At 60.8% G+C, this 23,323-nt stretch carries 29 protein-coding genes and 1 pseudogene; 28 read left to right on the forward strand and 2 right to left on the reverse strand.

Annotated elements, in window-relative coordinates; genetic code table 11:
* The first annotated feature begins 7 nt into the window (after positions 1–7).
* Positions 8–244, forward strand: a complete 237-nt coding sequence (locus J3A71_RS27525; protein ID WP_029885298.1) for a hypothetical protein — start codon at positions 8–10, stop codon at positions 242–244.
* A gap of 164 nt (positions 245–408) precedes the next feature.
* Complete coding sequence (locus tag J3A71_RS27530) at positions 409–1,218, forward strand: hypothetical protein (RefSeq protein WP_029885299.1); 810 nt, start codon at positions 409–411, stop codon at positions 1,216–1,218.
* A gap of 102 nt (positions 1,219–1,320) precedes the next feature.
* Here J3A71_RS27530 and J3A71_RS27535 read toward each other — a convergent pair whose 3' ends face one another.
* Positions 1,321–2,364, reverse strand: coding sequence for a phage portal protein (locus tag J3A71_RS27535; protein WP_050492177.1), 1,044 nt, complete (start codon positions 2,362–2,364; stop codon positions 1,321–1,323).
* Positions 2,364–4,115 carry a terminase ATPase subunit family protein gene (locus J3A71_RS27540; RefSeq protein WP_029885301.1) on the reverse strand — a complete coding sequence of 584 codons (1,752 nt, stop codon included), beginning with the start codon at positions 4,113–4,115 and terminating at the stop codon, positions 2,364–2,366. Before J3A71_RS27540 ends, J3A71_RS27535 begins: the two co-directional genes overlap by 1 nt.
* A 152-nt stretch (positions 4,116–4,267) precedes the next feature.
* Here J3A71_RS27540 and J3A71_RS27545 point away from each other — a divergent pair, with 152 nt between their 5' ends.
* From J3A71_RS27545 to J3A71_RS27665, 26 genes and pseudogenes are all read left to right on the forward strand, one after another.
* Positions 4,268–5,116 (forward strand): GPO family capsid scaffolding protein, encoded by an 849-nt coding sequence (locus J3A71_RS27545; protein WP_029885302.1) that lies wholly within the window; start codon positions 4,268–4,270, stop codon positions 5,114–5,116.
* Between the two features lie 33 nt (positions 5,117–5,149).
* The gene (locus J3A71_RS27550) at positions 5,150–6,220 is read left to right on the forward strand and encodes a phage major capsid protein, P2 family (protein ID WP_029885303.1); all 1,071 of its coding nucleotides are present in this window, start codon (positions 5,150–5,152) and stop codon (positions 6,218–6,220) included.
* A gap of 3 nt (positions 6,221–6,223) precedes the next feature.
* Positions 6,224–6,925 (forward strand): phage terminase small subunit, encoded by a 702-nt coding sequence (gpM, locus tag J3A71_RS27555; protein WP_029885304.1) that lies wholly within the window; start codon positions 6,224–6,226, stop codon positions 6,923–6,925.
* Positions 6,926–7,022: 97 nt separating this feature from the next.
* Positions 7,023–7,499, forward strand: coding sequence for a head completion/stabilization protein (locus tag J3A71_RS27560; protein ID WP_029885305.1), 477 nt, complete (start codon positions 7,023–7,025; stop codon positions 7,497–7,499).
* Entirely contained in the window at positions 7,499–7,711 is a 213-nt protein-coding gene (locus tag J3A71_RS27565; RefSeq protein ID WP_029885306.1) for a tail protein X, read from the forward strand. The genes J3A71_RS27560 and J3A71_RS27565 overlap by 1 nt, the downstream gene beginning before the upstream one ends.
* A gap of 33 nt (positions 7,712–7,744) precedes the next feature.
* Positions 7,745–8,062, forward strand: a complete 318-nt coding sequence (locus J3A71_RS27570; RefSeq protein ID WP_016484478.1) for a phage holin, lambda family — start codon at positions 7,745–7,747, stop codon at positions 8,060–8,062.
* The gene (locus J3A71_RS27575) at positions 8,059–8,898 is read left to right on the forward strand and encodes an N-acetylmuramidase family protein (protein ID WP_029885307.1); all 840 of its coding nucleotides are present in this window, start codon (positions 8,059–8,061) and stop codon (positions 8,896–8,898) included. Before J3A71_RS27570 ends, J3A71_RS27575 begins: the two co-directional genes overlap by 4 nt.
* Positions 8,895–9,104: a hypothetical protein gene (locus tag J3A71_RS27580; protein ID WP_029885308.1), complete on the forward strand. Its 210-nt coding sequence runs from the start codon at positions 8,895–8,897 to the stop codon at positions 9,102–9,104. Before J3A71_RS27575 ends, J3A71_RS27580 begins: the two co-directional genes overlap by 4 nt.
* Positions 9,101–9,475 (forward strand): annotated as a pseudogene (locus J3A71_RS27585) (hypothetical protein); the annotation flags it as partial. The gene J3A71_RS27580 and the pseudogene J3A71_RS27585, both read left to right, overlap by 4 nt.
* Entirely contained in the window at positions 9,399–9,665 is a 267-nt protein-coding gene (lysC, locus tag J3A71_RS31555) for an Rz1-like lysis system protein LysC (protein WP_218277031.1), read from the forward strand. The pseudogene J3A71_RS27585 and the gene lysC, both read left to right, overlap by 77 nt.
* Complete coding sequence (locus tag J3A71_RS27590) at positions 9,649–10,182, forward strand: phage tail protein (protein ID WP_029885310.1); 534 nt, start codon at positions 9,649–9,651, stop codon at positions 10,180–10,182. Before lysC ends, J3A71_RS27590 begins: the two co-directional genes overlap by 17 nt.
* Positions 10,175–10,630, forward strand: coding sequence for a phage virion morphogenesis protein (locus J3A71_RS27595; RefSeq protein WP_029885311.1), 456 nt, complete (start codon positions 10,175–10,177; stop codon positions 10,628–10,630). Before J3A71_RS27590 ends, J3A71_RS27595 begins: the two co-directional genes overlap by 8 nt.
* Positions 10,631–10,690: 60 nt before the next feature.
* Positions 10,691–11,266, forward strand: a complete 576-nt coding sequence (locus tag J3A71_RS27600; protein ID WP_029885312.1) for a phage baseplate assembly protein V — start codon at positions 10,691–10,693, stop codon at positions 11,264–11,266.
* Positions 11,263–11,607 carry a GPW/gp25 family protein gene (locus J3A71_RS27605; RefSeq protein ID WP_029885313.1) on the forward strand — a complete coding sequence of 115 codons (345 nt, stop codon included), beginning with the start codon at positions 11,263–11,265 and terminating at the stop codon, positions 11,605–11,607. The genes J3A71_RS27600 and J3A71_RS27605 overlap by 4 nt, the downstream gene beginning before the upstream one ends.
* Positions 11,608–11,618: 11 nt before the next feature.
* Positions 11,619–12,617: a baseplate J/gp47 family protein gene (locus J3A71_RS27610; RefSeq protein ID WP_029885314.1), complete on the forward strand. Its 999-nt coding sequence runs from the start codon at positions 11,619–11,621 to the stop codon at positions 12,615–12,617.
* Positions 12,614–13,426, forward strand: a complete 813-nt coding sequence (locus J3A71_RS27615) for a phage tail protein I (RefSeq protein ID WP_029885315.1) — start codon at positions 12,614–12,616, stop codon at positions 13,424–13,426. The genes J3A71_RS27610 and J3A71_RS27615 overlap by 4 nt, the downstream gene beginning before the upstream one ends.
* Positions 13,423–14,301 carry a phage tail protein gene (locus tag J3A71_RS27620; protein ID WP_029885316.1) on the forward strand — a complete coding sequence of 293 codons (879 nt, stop codon included), beginning with the start codon at positions 13,423–13,425 and terminating at the stop codon, positions 14,299–14,301. Before J3A71_RS27615 ends, J3A71_RS27620 begins: the two co-directional genes overlap by 4 nt.
* Positions 14,302–14,307: 6 nt before the next feature.
* Positions 14,308–15,048, forward strand: coding sequence for a hypothetical protein (locus J3A71_RS27625; protein ID WP_029885317.1), 741 nt, complete (start codon positions 14,308–14,310; stop codon positions 15,046–15,048).
* Positions 15,049–15,070: 22 nt separating this feature from the next.
* Positions 15,071–15,532 carry a hypothetical protein gene (locus J3A71_RS27630; RefSeq protein WP_029885318.1) on the forward strand — a complete coding sequence of 154 codons (462 nt, stop codon included), beginning with the start codon at positions 15,071–15,073 and terminating at the stop codon, positions 15,530–15,532.
* A gap of 101 nt (positions 15,533–15,633) precedes the next feature.
* Positions 15,634–16,806, forward strand: coding sequence for a phage tail sheath protein (locus tag J3A71_RS27635; RefSeq protein ID WP_029885319.1), 1,173 nt, complete (start codon positions 15,634–15,636; stop codon positions 16,804–16,806).
* Between the two features lie 14 nt (positions 16,807–16,820).
* Positions 16,821–17,336: a phage major tail tube protein gene (locus J3A71_RS27640; protein WP_029885320.1), complete on the forward strand. Its 516-nt coding sequence runs from the start codon at positions 16,821–16,823 to the stop codon at positions 17,334–17,336.
* 20 nt (positions 17,337–17,356) lie between these two features.
* A complete protein-coding gene (locus tag J3A71_RS27645; RefSeq protein ID WP_029885321.1) occupies positions 17,357–17,695 on the forward strand; it encodes a phage tail assembly protein in 339 nt (112 codons plus the stop codon).
* A gap of 8 nt (positions 17,696–17,703) precedes the next feature.
* Positions 17,704–17,823 carry a GpE family phage tail protein gene (locus tag J3A71_RS27650; RefSeq protein WP_016484463.1) on the forward strand — a complete coding sequence of 40 codons (120 nt, stop codon included), beginning with the start codon at positions 17,704–17,706 and terminating at the stop codon, positions 17,821–17,823.
* Positions 17,813–21,529 (forward strand): phage tail tape measure protein, encoded by a 3,717-nt coding sequence (locus tag J3A71_RS27655; protein WP_209953522.1) that lies wholly within the window; start codon positions 17,813–17,815, stop codon positions 21,527–21,529. The genes J3A71_RS27650 and J3A71_RS27655 overlap by 11 nt, the downstream gene beginning before the upstream one ends.
* Positions 21,530–21,535: 6 nt before the next feature.
* The gene (locus J3A71_RS27660) at positions 21,536–21,976 is read left to right on the forward strand and encodes a phage tail protein (protein ID WP_029885323.1); all 441 of its coding nucleotides are present in this window, start codon (positions 21,536–21,538) and stop codon (positions 21,974–21,976) included.
* Positions 21,973–23,238, forward strand: a complete 1,266-nt coding sequence (locus J3A71_RS27665; protein WP_029885324.1) for a phage late control D family protein — start codon at positions 21,973–21,975, stop codon at positions 23,236–23,238. The genes J3A71_RS27660 and J3A71_RS27665 overlap by 4 nt, the downstream gene beginning before the upstream one ends.
* The last annotated feature ends 85 nt before the right edge of the window (positions 23,239–23,323 follow it).

The following is a 23,323-nucleotide window of genomic DNA, read 5'->3' on the forward strand; positions in this document are numbered from 1 at the left end:
GGCTGCAATGGTCAAAAAACCAAACAACGCTGAAGAAACAATGATCATCGTCCGGGAGGCTATAAGATATATCCGGGGACACAAAGATACTGCTACATGGCATCATGCGAATGTCCATGGATTGATCAGTGCATTTTCGATCGTAGGCCTTTTAGAGAGAGCGCATATTAAGAGGCTGAACATTGAAGCGGATGATGCGTTGGAGAGGATCACCCTGGCCCATTTCCCCAAACCAGACATCTGATAGAACTCACATCCACCTCACACCTAGCTAAGTCCAGATACGGATCGGCCCGCGCCCTGCTGCAGGGGCACAGAAATTCCGATACGCTTAGCCAAGCGTGGCGAGGGCGCAAGCTGGCTGCGAAGTCAGTTGCTGACAACTATCCCAATGGATGGACATGAAAAATGCTATTAGCCAAAAGGTGCTATGCCAAAGACCATATTAAGTCGAGGAATACGCTGAAGCTAGGAACTCTATTTGAGTATCAGGCGACAGAGATCAAGGAAATCGCTGATGCCGACGAGGGCACCTACGTTTTCTCGCTTAACTTTAGAGGAACAGTCGCAGTTGAGCGTTCCTGGTTTCAGACTTTGATGCAGAATACAATTTGCCTATGGGGAGACGAAGATGGCGTCGAGCCCGTGCAATTCCCAGGGCGTACTGACGCATACTTTATTCATGTTAACCCGAGGGTCATCGACGGGAAGACTGTTGAACTTACTGACTCGACAGCAGTAATAAAGCGAGAAGCGCTGAACAGTTTTATCTTTTGCATGGCGCAGGTGCGGACCCCGGAGGAAGCAGCCGAAATTTTGCCTCACTACGACTCCCAGTGGCTGATGGATCGCCAACGCGCGAATCTTTTTGCCTATGGTTTAGGTCGTCTTCTGCTACGAGAGATATGGAGAAAGAGGAAAAAAGGCGAGCACGTTGTCCCTGAAAGTCTTGATCTCAACAAACTGGACCTGTCAGTCCAACATGGGCTGGTTACGTATGCCCCAAGGGCGCTAACATTCGGTGACGGTTGCGATCTGACACTAGATCGATTGAAGCCACTTTTATGGGGCATGGCTTTTCTAAAAACCCCAGATTACTCACCAGAGAAAGAGTATCGCTTTCAATACACTTTGGTTTACGAAGGCAAGATAATTGAACCGCTAAGTAAAAATCTGATAATTACAGATGTTGAAGCACTAGCAGCTCTTATTATCTAGACCTACCTCAGGCACCAAGCACCAAGCACCAAGCACCAAGATTTAAACTATACCCACCACCAAACCAGCCGCCTCTTTGGCGGCTTTTTTGTTTTTCGTAAATCAGTTTATGTTACCTGGCGGTATCTCATATGGGTTGAATCGGATTACTTCTTCACCCAACCATTCGTTGATCTGACTCAGCCTGGCCTGCTCAGGCTCCAGCTCGTTCATGGCCCAAACCTGAGTTGCGTCGCGGACCGAACCGAAGCCGCCCGCATTCTGTGGCACCACGCCCATCAGCTGGGGTGGTATGCGTAGCATGGCCAACTGGTCGTCGCGGCTGATGTTCTTGATCGCTCCGAAGTCGTCCTTTGCCGCAACCTCGCTGATCGGGATCAGCTGAATGCCGTCCTTCTTCCCGTTGGGCGCGTACATGAACAGGTTGCGGAAATTGCCCGGGCCCTTGCTGCTTTTCATCGCCGTACGCAGGTCGTCGACAAAGTCTTCGTTCTGGGCTGCGTCGGTCATGTACAAAATGAAGCCGGCATGGCTCCCGTTCTGGTAATACTTCCGGCGGAACAGCGTGGCAGACTCATTGAGCAACGCGGCCTGCAGCGCTGGCAGCCACTCCGGTAGGCCATACACCTCCTGGTTTATATCCGCCACACGCAGGTGGCAGATGCTGCCCGCCCTGAACTCATGCTCGTCTCGCCAGCCGCGCACCTGGTAATAGGTCTCCAGGTCCGCACCACGGCGCATGTACTTGGCCAGGCAAGGACGAAGCCCCATCGCCCGGCCAAGCATGTTGTCGCGCTTTTCCAGGTAAAGATTGCCCGACCATCCCAGATCCATGACGATCTGCTCGAACGCTTGGCGCGTCAGCAGCCTGTGGGGGATGAATGTCCGGGCCAAGGCGTTGCGCTTGAAGATCAGCCCAGACTGCAAGTAGACGCTGGCCTTCGACGACCGGGCCAGTCCATCCAGCGAAACCGGTGGCTCATACCATCGGCCGTTGCTGTAGCACTCCAGGTAATCCAGGATCTCGCGCCCGTCCAGGACCGGTACCGGATCGCCAAAGGTGAAAGCCTCGGCCCGGGCATTGGGGGTGGCGAGCAGCTCGCCGGCAGGACCCGGCGCGGCGCCGGCCAGATCGATGTTGCCCATCAGAAGATCTCCATGATGCGAGTATTGGTTGCGGTTTGGCCTTCAAGCGGCTCGTTGTGCAATGCGTGGAATAGCGCCCAGGCCAAGTCGGCGTGGCCAGTGGCTTCGTTTCGGCCCGCGGTGTATGTGAACTGGCGACCACCAGGTGTAATGGTTTTGCGTATGGCCATAAGGGACTGAGCGATGTCTGTTGCACCGGCATCGAACTCCAGTCGGCCTTTGCTGATGACGTCCCACGCCTTCATGACCAAGCGGGTTTTAACCTCGGGGCTGTAGGTGAAAGTGCGAAGCGCCGGGAAGAACTGGCGCACCAGCTGGGCCACGGCGCTGCCCATGCCCGTGGTGTCGATGCCGATATAGGCGACGTTGTAGCGCCTGGTGATCTGGCGGATCGTCTCGGCCTGGGAGTTGAAGTCCATCCCGCGGAACTGATGTTTCTCCAGCAGGAAGAACTTGCCGCCCGGTACCAGCGGTGGAGCGAGCACCACCAGGCCGGCCGAGTCACCGGTTTCTGCCGGGTCATATCCCACCCAGACAGGGCGTTCCCCGTAAGGTCGGGCGGAGAATGGGCTGTAGCCCGGCCAATCCCAGCTTTCCACCATGCAGGGCTGCAGCATACTGAGCGGGAAAATGCTCGCACCGTCGTCCACAAACTGACACATGAGCAAGTTTTGGAACGCTGCTGCGTCGTATTCCAATCGCAGCTCATCCAGATCGAACAGATCACAGCCCCGGGCTTCGGCATCCATGATCGTGACGATCTGCCGCCAGATCTTGTCCTCACACAGCCGGCCCTGCTGCAGCGCTTCGTGAGTAACGTCCAGTTGGATGTGCTGGGCGGTGGGCTTGCCCTTGTTGATACGCTCGCCGGTCCACCAGGTGTAGGCCGGATGGGCCATGCTGCTCGGAGTCGAGAAGTAGGTTTTGCGCCACTTCTTGTGCAAGGCCATGCCCGAGGCCACCTTGTTGATCTCGGCGAAACCATGAACCCAGAAAAATTCGTCGAAATAGAAGTTCCCGGAGCGACCCTGGGCAGTACGGAAGTTGGTACCGAGGAAGTGCAGCTCAGCATTGTTCCATAGCACGATGGGATCACCGGTCAGCTTGATGCCCAGGACCTCATTGAGGAAAGCCTGCATGTACGTCTTGAACTGGTGGGCCTGTGCCTTGCTGGCCGACAGGAAAATCTGGTTCCGGCCGGTGGTGATGGCGTCGATGAGCGCCTCCCGGGCAAAGTAGAAGGTGGCCCCGATCTGCCGGCTCTTGAGGATCATCCTGGTGCGCTGATTACCAGCGCGGTACCAGTCGAGCTGGTAGTCGAAGCAGCTATCTCGGAAGGCATCGACGAGTTTCTCGATCTGCTCTTCGTCCAGCTCGTTACGCTTGGGCTGCTTCTTCGGCCCCTCGTTGCGCTTGGCGATGTTGGGATTGAGGTCGGTTTCAGTGCCGCCGCTCTGGTAACGTTGAACTCGTGCCTGCCGCTCCAACTGCCGGTGCAGGAGATCAATTTCTTTGAAGTCGCCGCTGGTCTTCCCGTCCTTGAGGATCAGCTGAACCAAGCGCGCTTCGAGGGCGCCCCCGATCCGCTCAACATTGTCCGCACGGTCCCACTCGTCGCGGGCTTTCCAGCTATGGACGGTTTTCTCTTTCTCGCCCAGGTGATCGGCGATATCGGTGACGCGCCAACCCGTCCAATACATGAACTTGGCTTGGCGGCGGGGATCGGTCGTAGGTTGGGCGGTAGTATTCATGGCGCCGATGCTGCCGCTCGCGCGCGCGTTCACCCACTGGCGCCCCCTGTAGCCCGCAGGCCTACAAGTGCAGCGCGTTGCCGTATAACAGCCCGCTGCGGACCATGCCCCTCATCGCAAGGCACAACGCCACCGCACTGAGGACAGCCCGCATGGCAGCAAGCAAGAAATTCCGCAGCAAGTTCTTCCGCGTCGCCGTTGAAGGCGCAACCACTGACGGCCGCACCATCGAGCGCCAGTGGTTGGTGGATGCTGCCGAAACCTACAACCCGAATACCTACGGCGCTCGCGTCTGGCTGGAACACTTCCGCAGCGTTCTGCCGGACGGTCCGTTCAAGGCCTATGGCGATGTCGTTGCACTGAAAACCGAAGAAGTTGAGGTCGCCGGCAAGAAGAAGCTGGCCCTGTTCGCCCAGATCGAGCCTACCGCTGACCTGATCGCCCTGAACAAAGCCCGCCAGAAGATCTTCACCAGCATCGAGATCCGCCCAAAGTTCGCCGATACCGGCCGCGCCTACCTGGACGGCATTGCCGTAACCGACACCCCGGCCAGCCTGGGCACCGAGATGCTCACTTTCAGCGCCCAGCATCCCGACGCCAACCCTCTCAAGTCGCGAAAAAATGACCCGGACAACCTGTTCTCCGAGGCCATTGAAATCGCGCTCGAATTCGAGGAAGTCACCGACAACGAGAGCAAGGTCGCCGGCCTGTTCTCGCGGGTGATGGAAGCCCTCGGCAAGAGCAAGGACAAAGCCGTCAAGGATGACGCCCAGTTCTCCGAACTGACTGACGCCATCGAGGCTCTGGCCACGCACGCCAAGGAACAAGGCGAAGCGTTCACTGAAGAAGTGGCCGCCCGTACTGACCTGGTCGAAAAGGTCACCAAGCTGACTACCGACTTCAACGACCTGGTCAAGCGCCTCGGCGAGACCGAAGACCAAAGCCAAAAGCAGCGCCCACCTGCCACTGGTGGCGACGGCAAAGTGCTGACCCAGTTCTGATACCACCCAGCTCGAACACCCGGAGAACACCCAATGCGTAACGCAACCCGCATCGCCTTCACCGCCCTGGCCGCGCAAATTGCGCTGGTCAACGGGGTGGCCAGTGCCACCGAGAAATTCAACGTCGCGCCGACCGTGCAGCAGACCCTGGAAAAGGCCACTCAGGAGTCCTCGGCATTCCTGAAAGCGATCAACATCATCGGGGTCGATGAGCAGCAAGGCGAAGCCCTGCTCGCAGGCGTCAATGGCCCGGTGGCCGGCCGCACCAACACCAGCGCCGGCAACCGCCGCAACCCGGCCAACGTCGCCGAAATGTCCAAAGACAGCTACAACTGCGTGCAAACCAACTTCGACACGTCGTTCCCCTACGCGCTGCTCGATGCCTGGGCAAAATTCCCAGAGTTCCAGGTCCTGCTCACCAATGCCATCGTCGAGCGTCAGGCACTCGACCGCATCATGATTGGCTTCAACGGCAAATTGGTGGCAGTTACCACTGACCGCACCGCCAACCCACTGCTGCAGGACGTCAACAAAGGCTGGCTGCAGAAAATCCGCGAAGGTGCGGCCGATCGTGTTCTGGACGAGGGCGCCGTCGAAGGCAAGATCCGGGTTGGCGCTACTAAGATCGTCAAGGTGGCCGGCGTTGACACTGAGATCAGCGGTGATTACCAGACTCTGGACGGTGTGGTATTCGACGCCATCCAGATGCTGGACCCATGGCACCGCTCTCGCCCGGACCTGGTCGTGCTGGTTAGCCGTGACCTGATGCACGACAAGTTGCTCAAGGCCGTCGAGAAGGGAGCGGCCTCCAACCAGGAAGAGAACGCGGCGCAGGAGATTGTCAGCCGTGCCCGCCTGGGCGGTCTCCCCGTTGTCGATGCACCCTTCCTCCCAGCCGGCACCGTTCTGGTCACCTTCCTGAAGAACCTGTCGATTTACTGGCAGGAAGGCGCACGTCGCCGGCACGTCAAGGATGAACCCGAGTTCGACCGGATCGCCGACTACCAGTCCAGCAACGATGCCTACGTCATCGAAGACTTCGGCGCTGTGGCCCTGGTGGAAAACATCGAGGCCCTCACCTACCCGGCCCCGTCTGAGGCGTAACCCATGGCCCTGACCCTTTCGCAACAAACCCAGCTGCGTAAACGGGCCGCCAAAGAGGCGGCCAGCACTGCGCCGGCCGCCCTTATGGCTGGGCTCAATCAGTACGAGCTGATGCTCGCCAAGATGCAGCAAGATCAGCTGCGGCTGAAGCAAATACAGTCGATTCAGAGCAAATGCCTGCTCAAAGCCGAGCTGATCGGCGAATACAAGCCCTATATCGATGGCGTGTTGGCTGCGGGCCGTGGCGCTCAAGATGATGTGGTTACCACCATCATGCTGTGGCGCTTCGACGCCGGCGACTGGGATGCAGGCCTCGATGTTGCGGCATACGTCTTGGAACATGGTCTGAAAATGGCCAACCGCTTTGATCGCACCAGTGGCTGCTTGATTGCCGAGGAAGTCGCCGAGAACGCCCTCAAGGCGCAGAAAGCGGACAAGCCGTTCCCAATCGAGATCCTGCTGCGAACTACCGAGCTTACCAAGGACCAGGACATGCCGGATGAGGTCAGTGCCAAGCTGAAACTGGCGCTGGCCCGAGCGACCCTTCAAGGCCTGGACGCAAACAACCCGGGCGAGCCGGGCCAGCTGCAGCGCGGTATCGACCTGCTCAAAAGTGCGATCGAGCAGGACAACCACTGCGGCGGCAAGAAAGAACTGGAAAGCGCCGAGCGTCTCCTCAAGAAACTCGCTGGCCCTGCCAGCTAACCGAGCGTCCCACGCAACCCGGCGGCTCGGGGCGGATCAGCGGCCATTGGCTCAGCTGTGAAGCTCCGACCACCGCCGACCTATTCAGAGCACGACCATGAGCGGATTCATTGCAGGCGGCCTGGTACCGAGCGAGTCGGTGCCGGGCACCCACATCAACAGCGACCCCTTCTGGCCGTCCATCGATCTGGACAAGCTGCGGCAAACCCTGCGCATTGATTCCAGCGTCACCCCTGCCCGTCTCGAAACTGCCGTAGTCGCAGCGATCATCAGCGTCAACAGAGACCTGGCCAAGTGGCGGTTCCTCAAGCAGGCCGAGGGCTTTACTACCCTGGCCACCGTCCCAGGTGACGAGTTCCTCAGCAACTTGGAGCGCACACACCTGTACGTCCGCGCCGTCGAGTGTGCCGCCGGCGCCGAGGTCTGCGAGCGGTACCGCGGCTACGACACTACCGCCAGCGGTAGCAAGAACGCCGACGAATCGGCGCCGACCATCGATGACTACCGCCGCGATCAACGCTGGGCCACCCGCGACTTCCTGGGCAAATCGCGCACCACCGTGGAGCTGCTGTGATGGCCGAGCAGCAGCGCACCCAGCAAAACGACACCGTCGATGCACTGTGCTGGCGTCACTACGGTCGCACCGCTGGGGTAGCCGAAGCCGTCCTCAATGCAAATCCTGGCCTTGCCAGTCACGGCCCGGTGTTGCCCGCCGGCCTGCTGGTCACGCTTCCCGAAATCCAGACAACAGCGCCCGAGCGCCTGACGGTGAGCCTATGGGACTGATCGTTCGCCCCACTTCACCAAGGAAGGAAAAAAATGCCTGATCGCCCCGAAAGTTGGGCTTGGCTCGCTGCCTGGCTCGAACACAACTGGCCCGCCGTGTACGCCGGCGGCCTAGCCATCGTCATCGCCGCCCTACGGGTGATCTACGGCGGTGGCGGAATCCGTCGAGTGGCGGTCGAGGCGCCTCTGTGTGGCGCTCTGGCCCTGTCGGCCAGCCATGGCCTGTCCTTGATCGGCATACCGATCAGTGCAGCCCCGTTTTTCGGCGGCGTCATCGGCTTGCTGGGCGTCGAGTTCACCCGTGCCACCGCGAAGAAGTTCTTCACACGCAAAGAGGAAACCGCCACATGATTACACTTCGCTACGGCGATCGCTCTCAAGCAGTCCGCGACCTGCAGCGCAAGCTGAATACCAAGGGCGCCAAGCTTGCGACCGATGGCGACTACGGTGACGCTACCGAAGAGGCTGTACGCGCCTATCAGCTCAAGTCTGGCCTGGTATCGGATGGGGTGGCCGGGCCGAAAACTCAGGCCAGCCTGATGGGTCTGGACGTCCGGAAGCTGCTGAAACACTCGGACCTGGTCAAAGCCTCCCAGCGGCTTGGCGTCCCGGTAGCCGCGGTCTATGCCTTGAACGAGGTTGAATCCCAAGGTTGCGGCTTCTTCGACAACGGCAAGCCAGTCATCCTGTTTGAGCGCCACGTCATGTACGAACGGCTGCAGGTGGCACGGGATCCAGCAGATGACCAGGAGCAATTGAACCTGCGGGCTGCCGAACTGGCCAAGCAGGTGCCTAACCTGGTCAACCCGAAGGCCGGCGGCTACATCGGTGGTACTGCTGAGCATCAGCGCCTTGCCCAAGCGAGCCAGTTCGACGAACAAGCTGCGCTGGAGTCCGCCAGCTGGGGCGGCTTCCAGGTGATGGGCTACCACTGGAAAAGGCTCGGCTACTCCAGCGTGCAAGACTTTGTGACGGCCATGAAACGCAGCGAAGCGGATCAGCTGGACGCCTTCGTGCGATTCATCGAGACCGACCAGGTGCTGCACAAGGCGCTCAAAGCGTTGAAGTGGGCGACGGTGGCCAAGCTCTACAACGGCCCCAACTACCAGCGAAACCTGTACGACGTGAAGCTTCAGCGCTCCTTCGAGCGCCACCAGGACCGTGCACTCGTTCAGGGGGCCGCATGAACACTCCCCTGCTCAACAGCCTCGCTGTACACCGTATCTGCCCGAACGATGTCTTGGTTCTTCCGGAAGATTTTGACCCCGACCAGCTCGAAGAGCTGCGCAAGGCCCTGCTCCAGTTCAAGGCCTCGCCTTGCTTGATAGTTATCGGCGACGTGCAGAAGCTGACTGAATCCGACATGAATGCACTGGGCTGGTACCGCAAATGATTGACCTGCGCCCTGCCCCGCTCCTGCTCGCCGGCGCCATTGCGATACCGCTCATTCTGGGCCTGGCGGTCTGGGGTATCGACCAGTATCTCGATGCCAACAATGCGAAGACCAAGCTCCTCGAGGAGCAAATCGCCGCCGCGCAGACCACGGCAGAGCGCAATCTCGCCAACACCAACGAACTGATAGCCACGCTTACGACCATTCGTGACGGCCAAAAAAAGCTGCTGACGCTCCAGGGCGAGCTGCGCACAGGCCTGGCGAAGCGCGAGCAGCAGATCGAGGACCTCAAGCATGAAATCAAGGAACTACAGGAATGGGCTGACCGGCCTTTGCCTGATGCTGCTCGCCGGCTGCGGCAGCGCCCCGCCATCACCGGCGCCGACGCTTACCGTCAGTGGTTGTCCAGCGGTGGTGCCGTGCATCCTGCAAGCAACATCCCCGACCCGCAACGGCCAGTTGCTGACTGACCAAGAGCGCACCGAACTGGCCTGGGCCGAATGTGCCGCCCAGGTCGATCTTGTTTACCAGCACCAGGTGACCCATGGACAAGCCAGATAGCCTTCGCGAGCATCTGCTCGCCGCAGTACCAGGATTGAAGAACAACCCCGAACGACTGCTCATGTTCATCGATGCCGGCAAGGTCCGATGCACCGCCGCCGCAAGCCTGTCCTTCGAATATGGCTACACGCTGCAGATCATGCTCACCGACTTCGCCGGCGACCCAGACAGCGTCATGCTGCCGATCCTAGGCTGGGCGCGGGTAAACCAGTCCGAGCTGATGACGAACCTGGATAAGTCCGCCGAAGGGATCAAGTTCGAAGCCGACATCCTGGATGGGTCGAAAGTGGACATGAGCATCACCCTGGCGCTGACCGAGCGAGTGGTGGTGAAGCGCCAGGACGATGGGACGTTTCAGGTAACCCACGCTCCCGAGCTGCCGTATGAGCCTTTCGTAGAACACGGCCCAGTGAGCCTGTATGCGGGTGGCGAACTGGTGGCCGAGTGGCAACCACCTGCCCCGGCAGAGACCATGGCTCTTCCAGCAATGCACCCGCGGCGTCCAACTCATGGCTAACCTCAACGACCTGGAGGACTTCGCCGGCCCACTCCTACAGCGACTTGAGCCAGCTGGCCGCATCAAACTGGCCCGCACTCTTGCGCAGCAGCTGCGCCGGCAGCAACAGACGCGGATCGCAAGCCAGCGGAATCCCGACGGCACCCCGTTTGCCCCCCGTCGCCCCCACAAACTGCGTGAGAAGGTCGGCCGCGTAAAGGCCAAAGCCAAGATGTTCCAGAAGCTGCGCCGGGCCAACTATCTGAAGGCCAGCGGTGACGCTAAAGGCATCGGGGTCGGTTTCTCCGGCCGAGTCGGCCGCATTGCCCGCGTGCACCAGTACGGCTTGCGCGACCGAATCGCCCCGCGTGGGCCAACGGTCCAGTACGAAGAACGGCAATTGCTGGGCGTCAGCAGCGCGGATCTGGAAAACCTGAAGGACGCCATTCTCTCCCACCTCAGCCTGTAGGCCGCCGTGTTACAAGCGCAGCGTGCTGCGCTTGCGCGTGCGTGGCGCGACCATCGCGCCATGAACTCGATCGCCGAACTCAACCGCCTGCTCGAAAACCTGGTCCGCCTTGGCACGATCGCCGAGGTGCAACATGCGCCGCCGCGTGTCCAGGTTCGCACTGGCGGCATCCTGACCACCTGGTTGCCCTGGCTCGCCTTGCGAGCCGGTGCCGACCGAGAGTGGGACCCTCCTACAGTGGATGAGCAGGTGATCCTGCTGTCCCCCAGCGGACAACTGGCCAACGGCATCGCGATCACCGGCTTGTTCAGTGACCAGATCCCGGCAAACGGCGATCGCGCAGGCCTCAAACGCAGAACCTACGCCGATGGCGCTGTGGTCGAGTACGACAGCGTTGCGCATCACCTGCGAGCGATCCTGCCGTCCGGTGGCACATCCGAAGTAATCAGCGACGGCGGGATCCGCATCGTCGGCGACATCGTGCATGAAGGTAATTACACCCAGACCGGTAACCAGAAGGTCACCGGCAAGGTGGAGGTGTCGATCGACGTCATCGCCGCTGGCATCAGCCTGGTTGAGCACGTGCACGGGGGTGTAATGCCTGGACCAGGTAAGACCGGGAGCCCAGTGAAATGAACAGACACACCGGCGAGCCCATTTCTGAAGAGGCGCACATCGCCCAGTCCATCGTGGATATCCTGACCACTCGCATCGGCACGCGGGTGATGCGCCGGGACTATGGCAGCCTTGTCCCCGAGCTGATCGACCAGCCCTTAAACGCAGCAAACAGTCTGCGGCTGTACGCCGCCTCGGCCGTGGCCATCATGCAGTGGGAACCACGCATCACCTTGGCCGTCGTGCGCCTGGACGTCGATTCCCTATCCGGTGGCGCCACCCTTGAAATCGAGGCGAAGCAGAACGACACCAACGCCGCGCTGAACATCCGGACCCCAATACAGCTGGGGGCTGCGCAATGACAGCCACCCGCATGATCGATCTGAGCCTGTTGCCCCCGCCAGATGTTGTGGAAATGCTTGACTTCGAAGCGCTCCTGGTCACCCGCAAGGCCCAGTACCTCAGCAGCTACCCCGCGGGCGAGCAGCCAGCTATCGCAGCACGGCTTGCCTTGAAGTCGGATCCAGTCACCAAGCTCATCGAGGAGAGCACTTATCGCGAGCTAGTGCTCCGGCAGCGCGTGAATGATGCGGCCAAAGCCAGCCTTCTGGCGTATGCCACGGGCGCTGATCTGGAAAACCGCGCGGCGGACTACGGTGTGCAAAGGCTGACCCTGCGCCCGGCAGAGCCAGACGCTGTGCCGCCCCAGCCCGCGATTATGGAAAGCGACGAAGCCCTGCGGTATCGCACCAGGTTATCTCTGGAGGCGCTCTCCAGCGCCGGCAGTCGCGGGGCTTATGAGTTCCATGGCTTGAGTGCCTCCGCCAATATCGCCAGCGTATCAGTGGACTCTCCTCGATTCAGCGGCCTAGCGGTGTCCGATGAGCTGAAAGCCCTGCTCCCCGAAGGTGCCATTGTCCTGGTATGCGACTACACCGCTGGCCTGACCGATCCTTTGCCGGGGGACGTATCCCTGGCCGTACTGCCACGGGTTGATAGCCAAGAGACTCCCGAGAATCTGGTCGCCAAGGTTCAGGCTGGCCTTTCCGCCGAGAGCGTGCGGCCCGTGACCGATCGACCGCGGGCCCAGCTGGGTCAGCCGGTCAACTTCGAAGTGCTGGCTACCCTGGAACTGGAGCCCGGGCCAGAGCCTTCTGTAGTCCAGGCTGCGTCGCGGGCAAGCCTGGACAAGGCGGTAGCTGCAGCACGGGATCTGGAAGGCCAGCTGTCTCTGTCAGCGGTATATGCAGCCCTGCATGTGCAAGGCGTACGCCGGGTAGACCTCAAGAAGCCCACCACCGAAATCGTGTGCGACAAGCGTCACTACCCCCAGTGCGTGTCGATCTCTCTCAGCACGAAGGTGGTCGCATGAGCCTTCTCCCATCAAATTCCACGTTCCTGGAGCGGGTGTTAGAAGCTGCCCGGGATCATGACCTTGATCCAGACGTTATCCGTGGGGTCGCTGACTCGGCCCGCTGCCCGGCGAACTTCCTGCCCTGGCTGGGATGGGCACTGAAGGTTGAAGGCTGGGAAGCGGCGTACACCGACGACCAGCGCCGGGAGCTGATCAGCGAGGCAATACCGGTACATCGGACCAAAGGCACGGTCGGCGCGATCAAGCGGGTGCTCAGGGCTGTGCGGGTAAACGCGGATGTCAAAGAGTGGCACCAGATCCCCAACGCCGCTCCGTACACGTTCCAGGTCACGGCGTGGGCCAACGAAAACCGGCCGGGCGAAGGCTCGATCATCTCGCCGCAACTGGAGCAACGCCTGCGTGCCTTGGTCGACGCGGCCAAGAACGAGCGAAGCCACTACACCTTCCGGCTTGGCGCCCGGTTCGATGGCGGTTTGGTAGCCGCCGGGGCCAGTCAGGGCCAGCTTCTGCATCGCAAGACGGTGGAGCCTGCGCCCGTTCCGGTGGATCCATCGGCGCAGGCCTTGCAGTTCGCCAACGCCACCCAGGCGCGGGAGCTACACCGGCTGACGATGGAAACGCCGGTGGTACCGATTCCGCGTTCTGAGCAGGCGCTGCAGCTCGCCAGCGTTACCCATGCGCGTGCTGTGACTCGGGGTTATGCCGAGGCGCAGCCCGTTCCGATCCATTCCGAAGCAACCGTGCTGACCGCCAATGCGGTACAGGCCCGCATTGTCGTGCGCGGCACGATGGAGGCTGTTTTATGAGTACCCCTTTACAACCGGTGATAACCAAGAAAGGCCTGGCGGCGGTCTGGAATGCCACCAACACCGGCCTTTCTGCCCAGATCACCCACGTCGCGCTCGGTACGTCGGGTTACACCCCGACCAATGAGCAAACCAGCTTGCGCACCCAGGTGGCCAAGTACCCCATTGCCGGCGGTGAGCGGCTGAGTGACAGCCTGATTCACATCACCGCCCTCGCCGATGGCCCGGCCGCGTTCTGGGTGCGTGAAATCGGCTTTCTGCTGGCCGATGGCACGCTGTTGGCAGTGTGGTCGCACCCGTCAGATGCACTGACCTACAAGCCGGCCAATACCGATTTGCTGCTGGCATACGACCTGTCCTTGACGGCGCTGCCGGCGGATAGCGTGACCATCGTCAGCAGTCCGGCGGGCCTGAACCTGTCATTGGCGGCGCCATTGGCGGCCATGGCCAGCGCCCTGGTCGGTGAGCAGCTGCGCAGCCTGGAGCAGCAAGACCAAATCACCGATCTGGCCCGGCAGCAGCAAAGCACCGCCGCGCAGACGGCACGCCAGCTGGCCAGCCTCACCGAACGCTTGGGCACTGCCGAGTACCGGCACTCGCTCGACCATGAAGGGGCGCTGGCTGTTGGCGTTCGCGCGGTCGAGGCTGCGCTGAGCGAACAACTGCGCAGTCTGGACCTGCAAGACCAGATCACCTTGCTTACCAGACAGTTGCGGCTGGTGATCGAGCAAGCCGACTGGCGAGACGTGCGCCTTGCAACAGCTGAGCGCCGGCATGAAGTCGACCACGACGGCCTGCGCAGCATGGGCATTGCTGCTGCAGAAGCCACCATTTCCACCCAAACCCAACTGACCAAACTGATCCACGGAGCATAAGACCCTATGAGTCTCGAAACTGAAATCGCAGGACTGAGCAGCAAGGTCACCTCGCTGATCGACTACTTCACCACCGCCAAGACGGCGATTGCCAAGGCAATTGCAGATGCTGTCGCCGCCGCGCCGGCGATCTCGCGCACGTTCTACGTCAACCAGCTGATCGGTGACGACAATGCACTGGGCAACTCCGACAGTCCACTCAAAACCATTGGCCGAGCTGTTGTTGCTACGCCGAGCGGTGGGGTGGCCGACATCATCCTGGTCGAGGATTACACCCACACTGAGTTCGTGTCGGTAGGCAGCCGTCGGATCATGATTCGCGGCGAGACCGAAGGCTCCACTACCCGGAAACTCATTTTGAATGAGTACCTTGGGGCCAACGGTATGAAGCGGTTCGGTGGTTTCCAATTCAACCGTGCGAGTTCGGTCGACTTCGCAGACATGACCATCTCGCTACCGGATTCGGCCGGCGGCCTGCAAGCTGCACAGGACACTTACTACTCGATGATCTATGCCGGCGGCAGCAAGGCACCTGGTTTCATGCCGGTGAAGCTCTACAACGTAGCGTTCGCCTTGCGCGGCACTTTCACCGGCAAGATTGTTGGTGCGGGTTTCCCATGCGTGTCGTTGAGTGCGATCAACTGCACCATTCCCGCCGCACTGGAAGGTTCGCTGCTGAACGGGGTGGCGGCTGGTAAGGACCCCAACACTATCCCTTGGCTGACAACCAACATCGTCAAGCTCTAAACCATCCGAACCAGAGGTCACCATGCGTAAAGACAACCTAAACGTCACTTTCAACGGTAACAACTACAACGGCTTTGAGTTCGCGATCCTGCCGCTCGGTGCTGCACGACTGTGCGCCGCCCAGCAGATCGACGAAGCGGCCGACAATTCCCGCGTCGCAGTGGTTGGCAACTCGCTGCGCGTGATCGAATACCAGCTGGCCGAGCAAGAGGCCCAAGCCTTCCAGGCGGCTGGCTTCGAGGGCGAGGTGCCCCCCACGGTGCAGGCCTGGGTCGATGCTGCGGACCTGTCGCCGCAAGAAGCCGCCGAGAACATCCTGGCTGAGGCGGCCGCCTGGAAAGGCGCGCTGTACACCATCCGCGCTGCCCGCCTGAAGGGCAAGCAGCAGGCGCTAAAGGCGGCCAGCCATGACGAGGCCGAGGCCATTGCCGATGCCGCCATTGCCGCGATCAACGCCAGTGTGGTCGGCGTCGGCAACGCCTGATGATCCTGTAGAGTGACTCTCTACAAGCCCTGTTCATCGCTTCACCTCGTCGCGCGCGGCAGCCTGTGCAGTGTCATCCCACCACTGCACAGGCACCTACCATGGCCGGCGAATACCACCACGGCGTGCGTGTCCTCGAAATCAACGAGGGCACCAGGCCGATCCGCACCGTTTCCACCGCCGTTGTCGGCGTCGTCTGCACCGCAGAAGATGCTGACGCGGCGATGTTCCCCCTCAACACCCCCGTGCTGCTGACCAACGTCCAAAGCGCCATCGCGAAGGCCGGCACCAAGGGCACCCTGGCGCCCACCCTGCAAGCTATCGCGGACCAGACCAAGCCCCTCACCATCGTCGTCCGCGTTGCGACCGGCACAACCGACGCCGAGACCACCAGCAACATCATTGGCGGCACCAATGCCTCGGGCAAGTACACCGGCATGAAGGCGCTGCTGGCCGCCCAGTCTCAACTGAAGGTCAAGCCACGGATTCTGGGCGTACCTGGTCTGGATACCCTGCCGGTGGCCACCGCCCTGGTCTCGATCGCTCAGCAGCTGCGTGGCTTTGCCTACCTCAGCGCCAACGGGTGCAAGACCAAGGAAGAAGCCACTGCCTATCGCGAGAACTTCGGCGCCCGCGAAGCCATGGTGATCTGGCCAGACTTCCTGCAGTGGAGCACCAGCACCAACACCACCGTCACCGCACCGGCAGTGGCACGCGCCTTGGGCCTGCGGGCGAAGCTGGACCAAGAGGTCGGCTGGCACAAAACCCTCTCCAACATCCCGGTCGATGGCGTGACCGGCATCAGTGCCGACGTCTTCTGGGATCTGCAGAACCCCGCCACCGATGCGAACTACCTGAACGGCAATGAGGTGACCACCCTCATCAACGAGAGCGGTTTCCGTTTCTGGGGTAGCCGCACCTGCACCGACGACCCGCTGTTCGCCTTCGAAAACTACACCCGGACGGCTCAGGTCCTCGCTGACAGCATCGCCGACGCCCACCTGTGGGCGATGGACAAGCCCATGCACAGCTCCCTGGTGCGGGACATCCTGGAAGGCATCAACGCCAAGTTCCGCGAACTGGTCGCCGGCGGCTACATCCTGGGTGGCAGCGCCTGGTACGACGAGGAGGCCAACAGCGCCACCACGCTCAAGGAAGGCAAGCTCTTCATCGATTACGACTACACGCCTGTGCCGCCGTTGGAAGACCTGACGCTGCGCCAGCGCATCACTGACCGCTACCTGGCGAACTTCGCCAGCAGCATCAATAGCTGACGGAGACCGCTGCTATGGCAATGCCTCGCAAGCTCAAGAACATGAACCTTTTCAACGACGGCAACAGCTACCTGGGCGTATGCAAGTCCGTCACCCTGCCCACCCTGGCCCGGAAAATGGAGGCCTACCGCGGCGGCGGCATGAACGGTACCGCCAAGGCTGATCTGGGCCTGTCCGACGACGGCATGCAGCTGGAGTGGAAGCTTGGTGGCTTCGATCTCATTGCGATGCGCCAGTTTGGCGCCGTCAAAGCTGACGGCGTGCTGCTGCGCTTCACCGGGACCTACCAGCAGGACGATACCGGCGAATACGCCAATGTCGAAGTGGTGGTTCGTGGCCGTCACGAAACCATCGACATGGGCGAAGCCACGCCCGGTGAGGACACCGAGCACTCGATCACCTCTCCTCTCACCTACTACAAGCTCACCGTCAACGGGGAAGTCATCGTCGAGATCGACATCCTCAACTTCATCGAAATCGTCAATGGCGTCGACCTGCTCGCTGAGCAACGCCGCGCCCTCGGCATCTGAACCTCGTAACCGGAGTCATCATGGAAAAAGTCAACGAAGCAACCATCGAAGTCGAAGCCAAGGCCGCTGCCCTGGGCGAAAACACCGTCGAACTGGACACGCCGGTCAAGCGCGGCACCACCGTCATCGAGACCGTGACCCTGCGCAAGCCGAGTTCCGGCGAACTGCGCGGCCTGCACTTGGCCGAGCTGCTGAACTGGGATGTGGCCAGCCTCATCAAGCTGCTGCCACGGATCTGTGAGCTGAACGCGCAGGAAGTGGCCCAGCTGGACCCTGCTGACCTGGTTGCCCTGGGCGGCAAGGTCACCGGTTTTTTGCTGCAGAAGCAGACGAAGAAGGACGCATCCCTGGTTGCGTAGAAGACGCCATGGCCGACCTGGCCGTGGTTTTCCACTGGACGCCAGCCGACATGGACAGGCTGACCGTCCGAGATTTGATGGATTGGCGCGAGCGAGCGCGGGTTAGGAGCAGCAACGATGGCAAATGATCTACGGCTGAGATTGCTACTGGACACCGTGGACAAAGCCACCGCTCCGCTACGACAGATCAACAAGGGCGGACAGGAGACCGCCCGCGCGCTCAAAGCGACACGCGATCGCCTGAAAGAGCTGAATGCTCAGCAGAAGGATGTCGGCGCCTGGCGTCAGCAGAACGCCCAGGCACGCCAGACGGCCCAGGCCTTGGACGCCGCCCGGGCCAAGGTGAAGGAAATGGGCCGGGCGATGTCAGCCGTGAACGCCCCGACCAAGCAGATGACGGCCGAGTTTCAGGCCGCCATCCGCGCCACCAATGAGCTGAAACAGCAGCAGAAGGCCGTGCAGGAAACATTGCGAGGCCTCCAACGGCGGCTGGGTGAGGCCGGGATCGATACCCGTAAGCTGAACCAGCACAACGCCGCCCTTCGCCAACAGATGGCCCAAACCAACACCACCATTGAGCAGCAGGAAGCGCAGCTCAAGCGGCTGGCGGCTGCCCAGCGGAAAGCTGCAGAAGCCAAAGAGCGGCTTGAGAAAGCCCAGGGACGCGCCGGCAAGATGGCCGGTGCCGGTGCAGCAGGGATCGCTGCGGGTGTGGGCGCCGGCATGGCTGGTGCTGCGCTGATCGCGCCTCAGCTTGAGGTTAGGCACCAAGGATCAATGATTGCGGCGCAGTCGGGGGAGTCGCCTGATCGTGCGAATCAGTACACGCAAATTGTCCGCGACATCCGCACTGACGGCGTCAGCAGCAATATCGACGAAATTGGAGTGGCAGTCTCTGCGGCAAAAAGCACCTTGGGTGTATTGGGCGATGTCAGCGACAAAGAGCTAGATGGCGCAGCACGCAAAGCGCTCAACCTCGCTCAAGTGATGGGCACAGATGTCGCAGAAGCGATGCAGATGGTCGGCATCATGCTCCAGAACAAGCTAGCCAAGAGCAGCGATGAAGCTTTTGACCTCGTCACGGCTGGCATGCAGAAGATGTCTTCGCAAATGCGTGGCGAGCTTCCTGAGATCCTGCACGAATACTCCACATTCTTCCGCGGAATGGGGTACAGCGGTGAGGAGGCAATGAGCCTTCTGGTTAAACAGGCTGCTCAAGGTAAGTTCGCCCTGGATAAAACCGGCGACGCTATCAAGGAGTTTTCCCTACTCGGTTCGAACATGTCCAAGTCGAGCCAGGAAGCTTATGCGTCGATAGGTCTAAACGCGCAAAAAATGTCCTCAGCCGTTGCCAAAGGCGGCCCGGATGCCCGTCAAGCACTCATGAAAACCGCGGGCGCGCTTCTACGGATCAAAGATCCAGCTGAGCGAGCCAATGCCGCGATTGCTCTTTTTGGTACACCTCTCGAAGAGCTGGCGGTTGACCAGATTCCAAGCTTCCTAAAGGCCTTGTCCGAGGGAACAACAGCTCTCGGGGATGTAACCGGCGCAGCCGACAAAATGGGCAAAACCTTCCGTGACAACCTGAGCGGTGACTTGGATAGGCTCAGTGATACCTGGAGCGCGATGATCGGTTCGCTCATGGATGGGCAAAACGGCCCTCTGCGTGATCTTGTCCAGACCATCACCAGCATAGTGAGTGCGGCACGCGCGTGGATCGAGGCAAACCCCGAACTGGCCGCCAGCCTGGCCAAAGGCGCCGCGGCCGTGGCCGTCCTAGTCACTGGCATGGGCACGCTTACCGTAGCCATGGCGAGCCTCCTTGGCCCCTTCGCACTCGCCCGATATGGAATGGCTATGTTCGCTATCAAGGGCGGCGCCATACTGCCGGTGGTGGGTAAGTTGGTCGGCGTACTGTCTGGCGCATTGCTGACCGCCATCCGGGGCGTGTCCATTGCCCTATGGGGATTGGCAGCAAACCCAGTTGCCTTGGCAATTGCAGCCACCGTCGCCGCTCTGGCCGGCGCGGCCTACCTGCTGTATCAAAACTGGGATCAGGTGAAGGCCTACTTCGCAGGCGCCTGGACTGAGATCAAGGCCGGCTTCACCGGGGCGATCACCGGCATCATGAACGGCCTGGCCAACTTCAACCCTCTCGCTGCGATCTCGGCTGCCTTCGCGGGTGTGCTCAGCTATCTGGGGATTGACCTGCCGTCACGCTTCACCGAGTTCGGCGGCATGATCGTCAATGGTTTGGTCAACGGACTAACAGCCGGTCTGGGAGCGGTGAAGGATGCAGTCACCAGCATTGGCAGCTCGGCCATCGGCTGGTTCAAGGAAAAACTCGGGATACACAGCCCGTCTAGGGTATTTGCTGAACTTGGTGGGTTTACCACCGAGGGGCTCGCTCAGGGCCTGAATAACGGCGCTCAGGGGCCTATGGACGCAGTGGCGAAGATGGGCCAGCAGTTGAGTAAAGCTGGCTCGTTTAAGCTGAAGGCTGCTGCGCTCCAGGTGGACAACGCCGATCCAACCGACTCAGTTCACGAATCACTCAAGATCACCAAGGCAGCGCAAGCCCCGGCGATCGAAGCCCTGGCGCAAGTTCCGCGACCTTCCGTGCCCCTGCCGCTGAAAGTCGAAGTTCCACCCGTTACTCCTATAACGGGTGGCCCAGCAGCATCGGCCGATACTGCTCCTCTGGTTGCCGCACTGGCGGGCATGAACCAAACCCTTACTCGGGCGGATGACATTGGAGGTGAGCAACGGCCGCCAGTCACCCTGCCACTGGCTGTGACAGCGTCACCAATCGCACCTGGTGAGCATGTTTGTGAACCGGCCCCCGAGCAGAGTGAGTTGATCGCCGCTCTAGCCGGCATCAACCGCGTCCTGGCCAACGGTACCGAGAACACCCCTGCAGTACCCCAGCTCCCCGTAGTCCAGCCCGTGGCTGCAGGAGCCTTCCCGAGCGGGCCAAGCACCAATGGTCCAATCCAGGAGACCGAACCAAGCTGGGTCATCGCAGCACTGACCACGGTAGGCCGCATGCTCGTTCGAGGCTTGGACACTGCCCGGCCAGACGCATCACATCAGCTGGTCCCCGAGGGACATACAGGCGATGACTCACAAAACGCGCCTAAGCCCACTGTTTTCAAAGTGCCTACAAATGCCGATTCGCAGGACGTGAGCCTGACGGCCCTGAGCCGTATGTTGGACAAAACGCGAGGGGTCGAGGCCAAGCCGGTAGCGCAGCAGACACCAGTGGCGCAAGTGCAGGCTGCAAGCGAGGTCGGGGATGCTACCAATGCCGGTTCCAGCTTTACTGAAGGCCTGCGCGCGTTGACCGACGCCCTTGCGCCGCGGAATCTCTGGCCAGCCCCCGTCCAGGAAGTGCGTTCACTACCTGCTGATCAGAAAACGCAAGCGGTGCAGCCAATCTATCCCGATCCCACTGCGGGATTATCGGCCAACCTTGCCCTTGGCTTGACGGTGGGGACCAAGTCACTGGTCGGCGCGTTGACTGCCGTTACATTGCAACTGGCTCATGCCGGCGGCGTTGATGCGCGTCCAGTGGTACCGCCACCGCCGACAGTACAGGCTTCGAGCGCTGATCCGCAGTCAATCACCCCGGTTACGGTAACCGTGGACCGCCGGCCTCCAATCGCGGCGGCGCCGCCGATCACGTATGACAGCCACGACATCATTCACATTTCAATCCCGACCAGTCCTGGAATGGATCCTCAGGTCATTGCTCGAGCGGTGAGTGCCGAGCTGGATCGACGGGATAGAGTGAAATCCGCACGTCAGCGCAGCAGCCTGACCGACCTGGAGTAAAACCACATGATGCTTGCCCTGGGCATGTTCATTTTTAGCCTGCCCACACTTGCGTATCAGCAGCTGCAGCGCCAAACCGACTGGCGCCATGCCGCCAATTCACGCATCGGCGCACAGCCTGCGCGGCAGTATCTCGGCCGCGGGGAAGACGACATCACGCTCCCGGGCGTGCTGCTGCCCGAGCTGGCCGGCTCGATGATGAGCCTCGACGAGATCCGGGCCATGGCGAACACCGGCAAAGCCTGGGCACTGGTGGAAGGCACCGGCAGGGTCTACGGACTGTTTATTATCGAGAGCCTCAGTGAGACACGATCCGTTTTCTTCCAAGACGGTACCGCACGCCGCATCGAGTTCAGCCTGACGCTGAAGCGAGTCGATGACGGCCGTGTCGACCTGATGGGCGCTGTCGTTGCAACGTCCTCCAACATATTGAGGGCGCTGCTGTGACCGGAGCTGACCAACTGACAGGCTATCTCACCGATGCGGTGCAAGGGCTGCAGCGTGACAGCGCCTACGGCGTGCCTGCCTTCCGTTTGACCGTTGATGGCAAGGACATCGCCAAGGTCATCAGTCCTCGGTTGATGTCACTTGAGCTCACCGACAATCGTGGCCTGGAGGCTGATCAGCTGAGCATCACCCTGAGCGACCACGATGGCCTGCTGGACATCCCCCCGAAGGGCGCCGTGGTGAAGCTGTGGCTGGGCTGGAGCGACACAGGGCTTGTCGATAAAGGCTCCTACACCGTCGACGAAACCGAGCATAGTGGTGCACCCGACATCCTCAGCATCCGTGCCCGATCCGCCGATCTGCGTGGGTCGCTGAAAACCAAACGTGAGCGCAGTTGGAGCGAGGTCACTCTGGGCGCGGTCCTCACTGAAATTGCCAGCGCATACGGGCTCACACCGAAAATTGCGCCGGAGGTCGCAGCACGCGCGGTTAATCACCTCGACCAGGCCAATGAGTCGGATGCCAACATGCTCACACGCCTGGGCGAGCTGCACGACGCGGTGATCAGTGTGAAGGCTGGCTGCCTCATCTGCCTGCAGGCCGGCGGTGGAAAGACTGCCAGTGGCACCGCCTTGCCACACATCACGCTGACCAGGGCCGATGGTGATGGCCATCGCTTCCTGCAGGCCGATCGGGACAGTTACGACTCAGTGAAGGCCTATTACTACGATGTCGGCAGTACCAAGAAACAGGAGGCGATTGCCGGCGGCGGTGAGAAGGTCAAAGAGCTGCGTCACACCTTCAGTGATCGAGACTCAGCCCTGCGAGCAGCACGCTCCGAACTCAACCGCCTGCAACGGGGTAGCGCCACGCTCAGCTACAACCTGGCCAAAGGGCGCGCAGATCTGATACCAGAGCTGACCTACAGCCTACGGGGGGTCAAGACCGAGATCGACGGCATCGTCTGGTACGGGGGCAATGTCCGCCACAGTCTATCGGCCGATAACGGCTATACCACCAGCCTGGAGCTTGAGAGCAAATTGCCGGAAGACTCCGTAGATGGTCTGTACGAAGAGGAAAAAGGCGGGACATACACGGGAGTGGTGTCGTTCTATCGCGACAAGACCACCGGTAAAGAGGCATCAGTGACAGCCGGCGATGCGACTAGGCCCAAGCGAATCAAACGTGTATTTGATAACAAGGAATCTGCTCAGAAGGCAGCAGATCGGGAATGGGAAAAGCTGCAGGCCAGCTCACAATGAGAAAGCCCCGGGTTCGGAAGACCGGGGCCGTGATTACACTACTTGAGGTCCTGCTTTTCGAATGCTTCAAGAATCATCGCGATGT

This window comes from Pseudomonas sp. PvP089 (assembly GCF_017875165.1).
Classification (GTDB): Bacteria; Pseudomonadota; Gammaproteobacteria; order Pseudomonadales; family Pseudomonadaceae; genus Aquipseudomonas; species Aquipseudomonas fortuita.

Excerpts from the sequence above, each read along its gene's own strand:
- J3A71_RS27535 (WP_050492177.1), bottom strand. The coding sequence starts at position 2,364 with ATGGGCAACATCGATCTGGCCGGCGCCGCGCCGGGTCCTGCCGGCGAG.
- J3A71_RS27630 (WP_029885318.1), top strand. The coding sequence starts at position 15,071 with ATGCGTAAAGACAACCTAAACGTCACTTTCAACGGTAACAACTACAAC.
- J3A71_RS27635 (WP_029885319.1), top strand. The coding sequence starts at position 15,634 with ATGGCCGGCGAATACCACCACGGCGTGCGTGTCCTCGAAATCAACGAG.
- J3A71_RS27580 (WP_029885308.1), top strand. The coding sequence starts at position 8,895 with ATGAACACTCCCCTGCTCAACAGCCTCGCTGTACACCGTATCTGCCCG.
- J3A71_RS27540 (WP_029885301.1), bottom strand. The coding sequence starts at position 4,115 with ATGAATACTACCGCCCAACCTACGACCGATCCCCGCCGCCAAGCCAAG.
- J3A71_RS27640 (WP_029885320.1), top strand. The coding sequence starts at position 16,821 with ATGGCAATGCCTCGCAAGCTCAAGAACATGAACCTTTTCAACGACGGC.
- lysC (WP_218277031.1), top strand. The coding sequence starts at position 9,399 with ATGAAATCAAGGAACTACAGGAATGGGCTGACCGGCCTTTGCCTGATG.
- gpM (WP_029885304.1), top strand. The coding sequence starts at position 6,224 with ATGGCCCTGACCCTTTCGCAACAAACCCAGCTGCGTAAACGGGCCGCC.
- J3A71_RS27565 (WP_029885306.1), top strand. The coding sequence starts at position 7,499 with ATGGCCGAGCAGCAGCGCACCCAGCAAAACGACACCGTCGATGCACTG.
- J3A71_RS27550 (WP_029885303.1), top strand. The coding sequence starts at position 5,150 with ATGCGTAACGCAACCCGCATCGCCTTCACCGCCCTGGCCGCGCAAATT.
- J3A71_RS27610 (WP_029885314.1), top strand. The coding sequence starts at position 11,619 with ATGATCGATCTGAGCCTGTTGCCCCCGCCAGATGTTGTGGAAATGCTT.
- J3A71_RS27650 (WP_016484463.1), top strand. The coding sequence starts at position 17,704 with ATGGCCGACCTGGCCGTGGTTTTCCACTGGACGCCAGCCGACATGGAC.
- J3A71_RS27570 (WP_016484478.1), top strand. The coding sequence starts at position 7,745 with ATGCCTGATCGCCCCGAAAGTTGGGCTTGGCTCGCTGCCTGGCTCGAA.
- J3A71_RS27560 (WP_029885305.1), top strand. The coding sequence starts at position 7,023 with ATGAGCGGATTCATTGCAGGCGGCCTGGTACCGAGCGAGTCGGTGCCG.
- J3A71_RS27590 (WP_029885310.1), top strand. The coding sequence starts at position 9,649 with ATGGACAAGCCAGATAGCCTTCGCGAGCATCTGCTCGCCGCAGTACCA.
- J3A71_RS27545 (WP_029885302.1), top strand. The coding sequence starts at position 4,268 with ATGGCAGCAAGCAAGAAATTCCGCAGCAAGTTCTTCCGCGTCGCCGTT.
- J3A71_RS27615 (WP_029885315.1), top strand. The coding sequence starts at position 12,614 with ATGAGCCTTCTCCCATCAAATTCCACGTTCCTGGAGCGGGTGTTAGAA.
- J3A71_RS27625 (WP_029885317.1), top strand. The coding sequence starts at position 14,308 with ATGAGTCTCGAAACTGAAATCGCAGGACTGAGCAGCAAGGTCACCTCG.
- J3A71_RS27600 (WP_029885312.1), top strand. The coding sequence starts at position 10,691 with ATGAACTCGATCGCCGAACTCAACCGCCTGCTCGAAAACCTGGTCCGC.
- J3A71_RS27530 (WP_029885299.1), top strand. The coding sequence starts at position 409 with ATGCTATTAGCCAAAAGGTGCTATGCCAAAGACCATATTAAGTCGAGG.
- J3A71_RS27645 (WP_029885321.1), top strand. The coding sequence starts at position 17,357 with ATGGAAAAAGTCAACGAAGCAACCATCGAAGTCGAAGCCAAGGCCGCT.
- J3A71_RS27620 (WP_029885316.1), top strand. The coding sequence starts at position 13,423 with ATGAGTACCCCTTTACAACCGGTGATAACCAAGAAAGGCCTGGCGGCG.
- J3A71_RS27595 (WP_029885311.1), top strand. The coding sequence starts at position 10,175 with ATGGCTAACCTCAACGACCTGGAGGACTTCGCCGGCCCACTCCTACAG.
- J3A71_RS27660 (WP_029885323.1), top strand. The coding sequence starts at position 21,536 with ATGATGCTTGCCCTGGGCATGTTCATTTTTAGCCTGCCCACACTTGCG.
- J3A71_RS27605 (WP_029885313.1), top strand. The coding sequence starts at position 11,263 with ATGAACAGACACACCGGCGAGCCCATTTCTGAAGAGGCGCACATCGCC.
- J3A71_RS27525 (WP_029885298.1), top strand. The coding sequence starts at position 8 with ATGGTCAAAAAACCAAACAACGCTGAAGAAACAATGATCATCGTCCGG.
- J3A71_RS27575 (WP_029885307.1), top strand. The coding sequence starts at position 8,059 with ATGATTACACTTCGCTACGGCGATCGCTCTCAAGCAGTCCGCGACCTG.
- J3A71_RS27655 (WP_209953522.1), top strand. The coding sequence starts at position 17,813 with ATGGCAAATGATCTACGGCTGAGATTGCTACTGGACACCGTGGACAAA.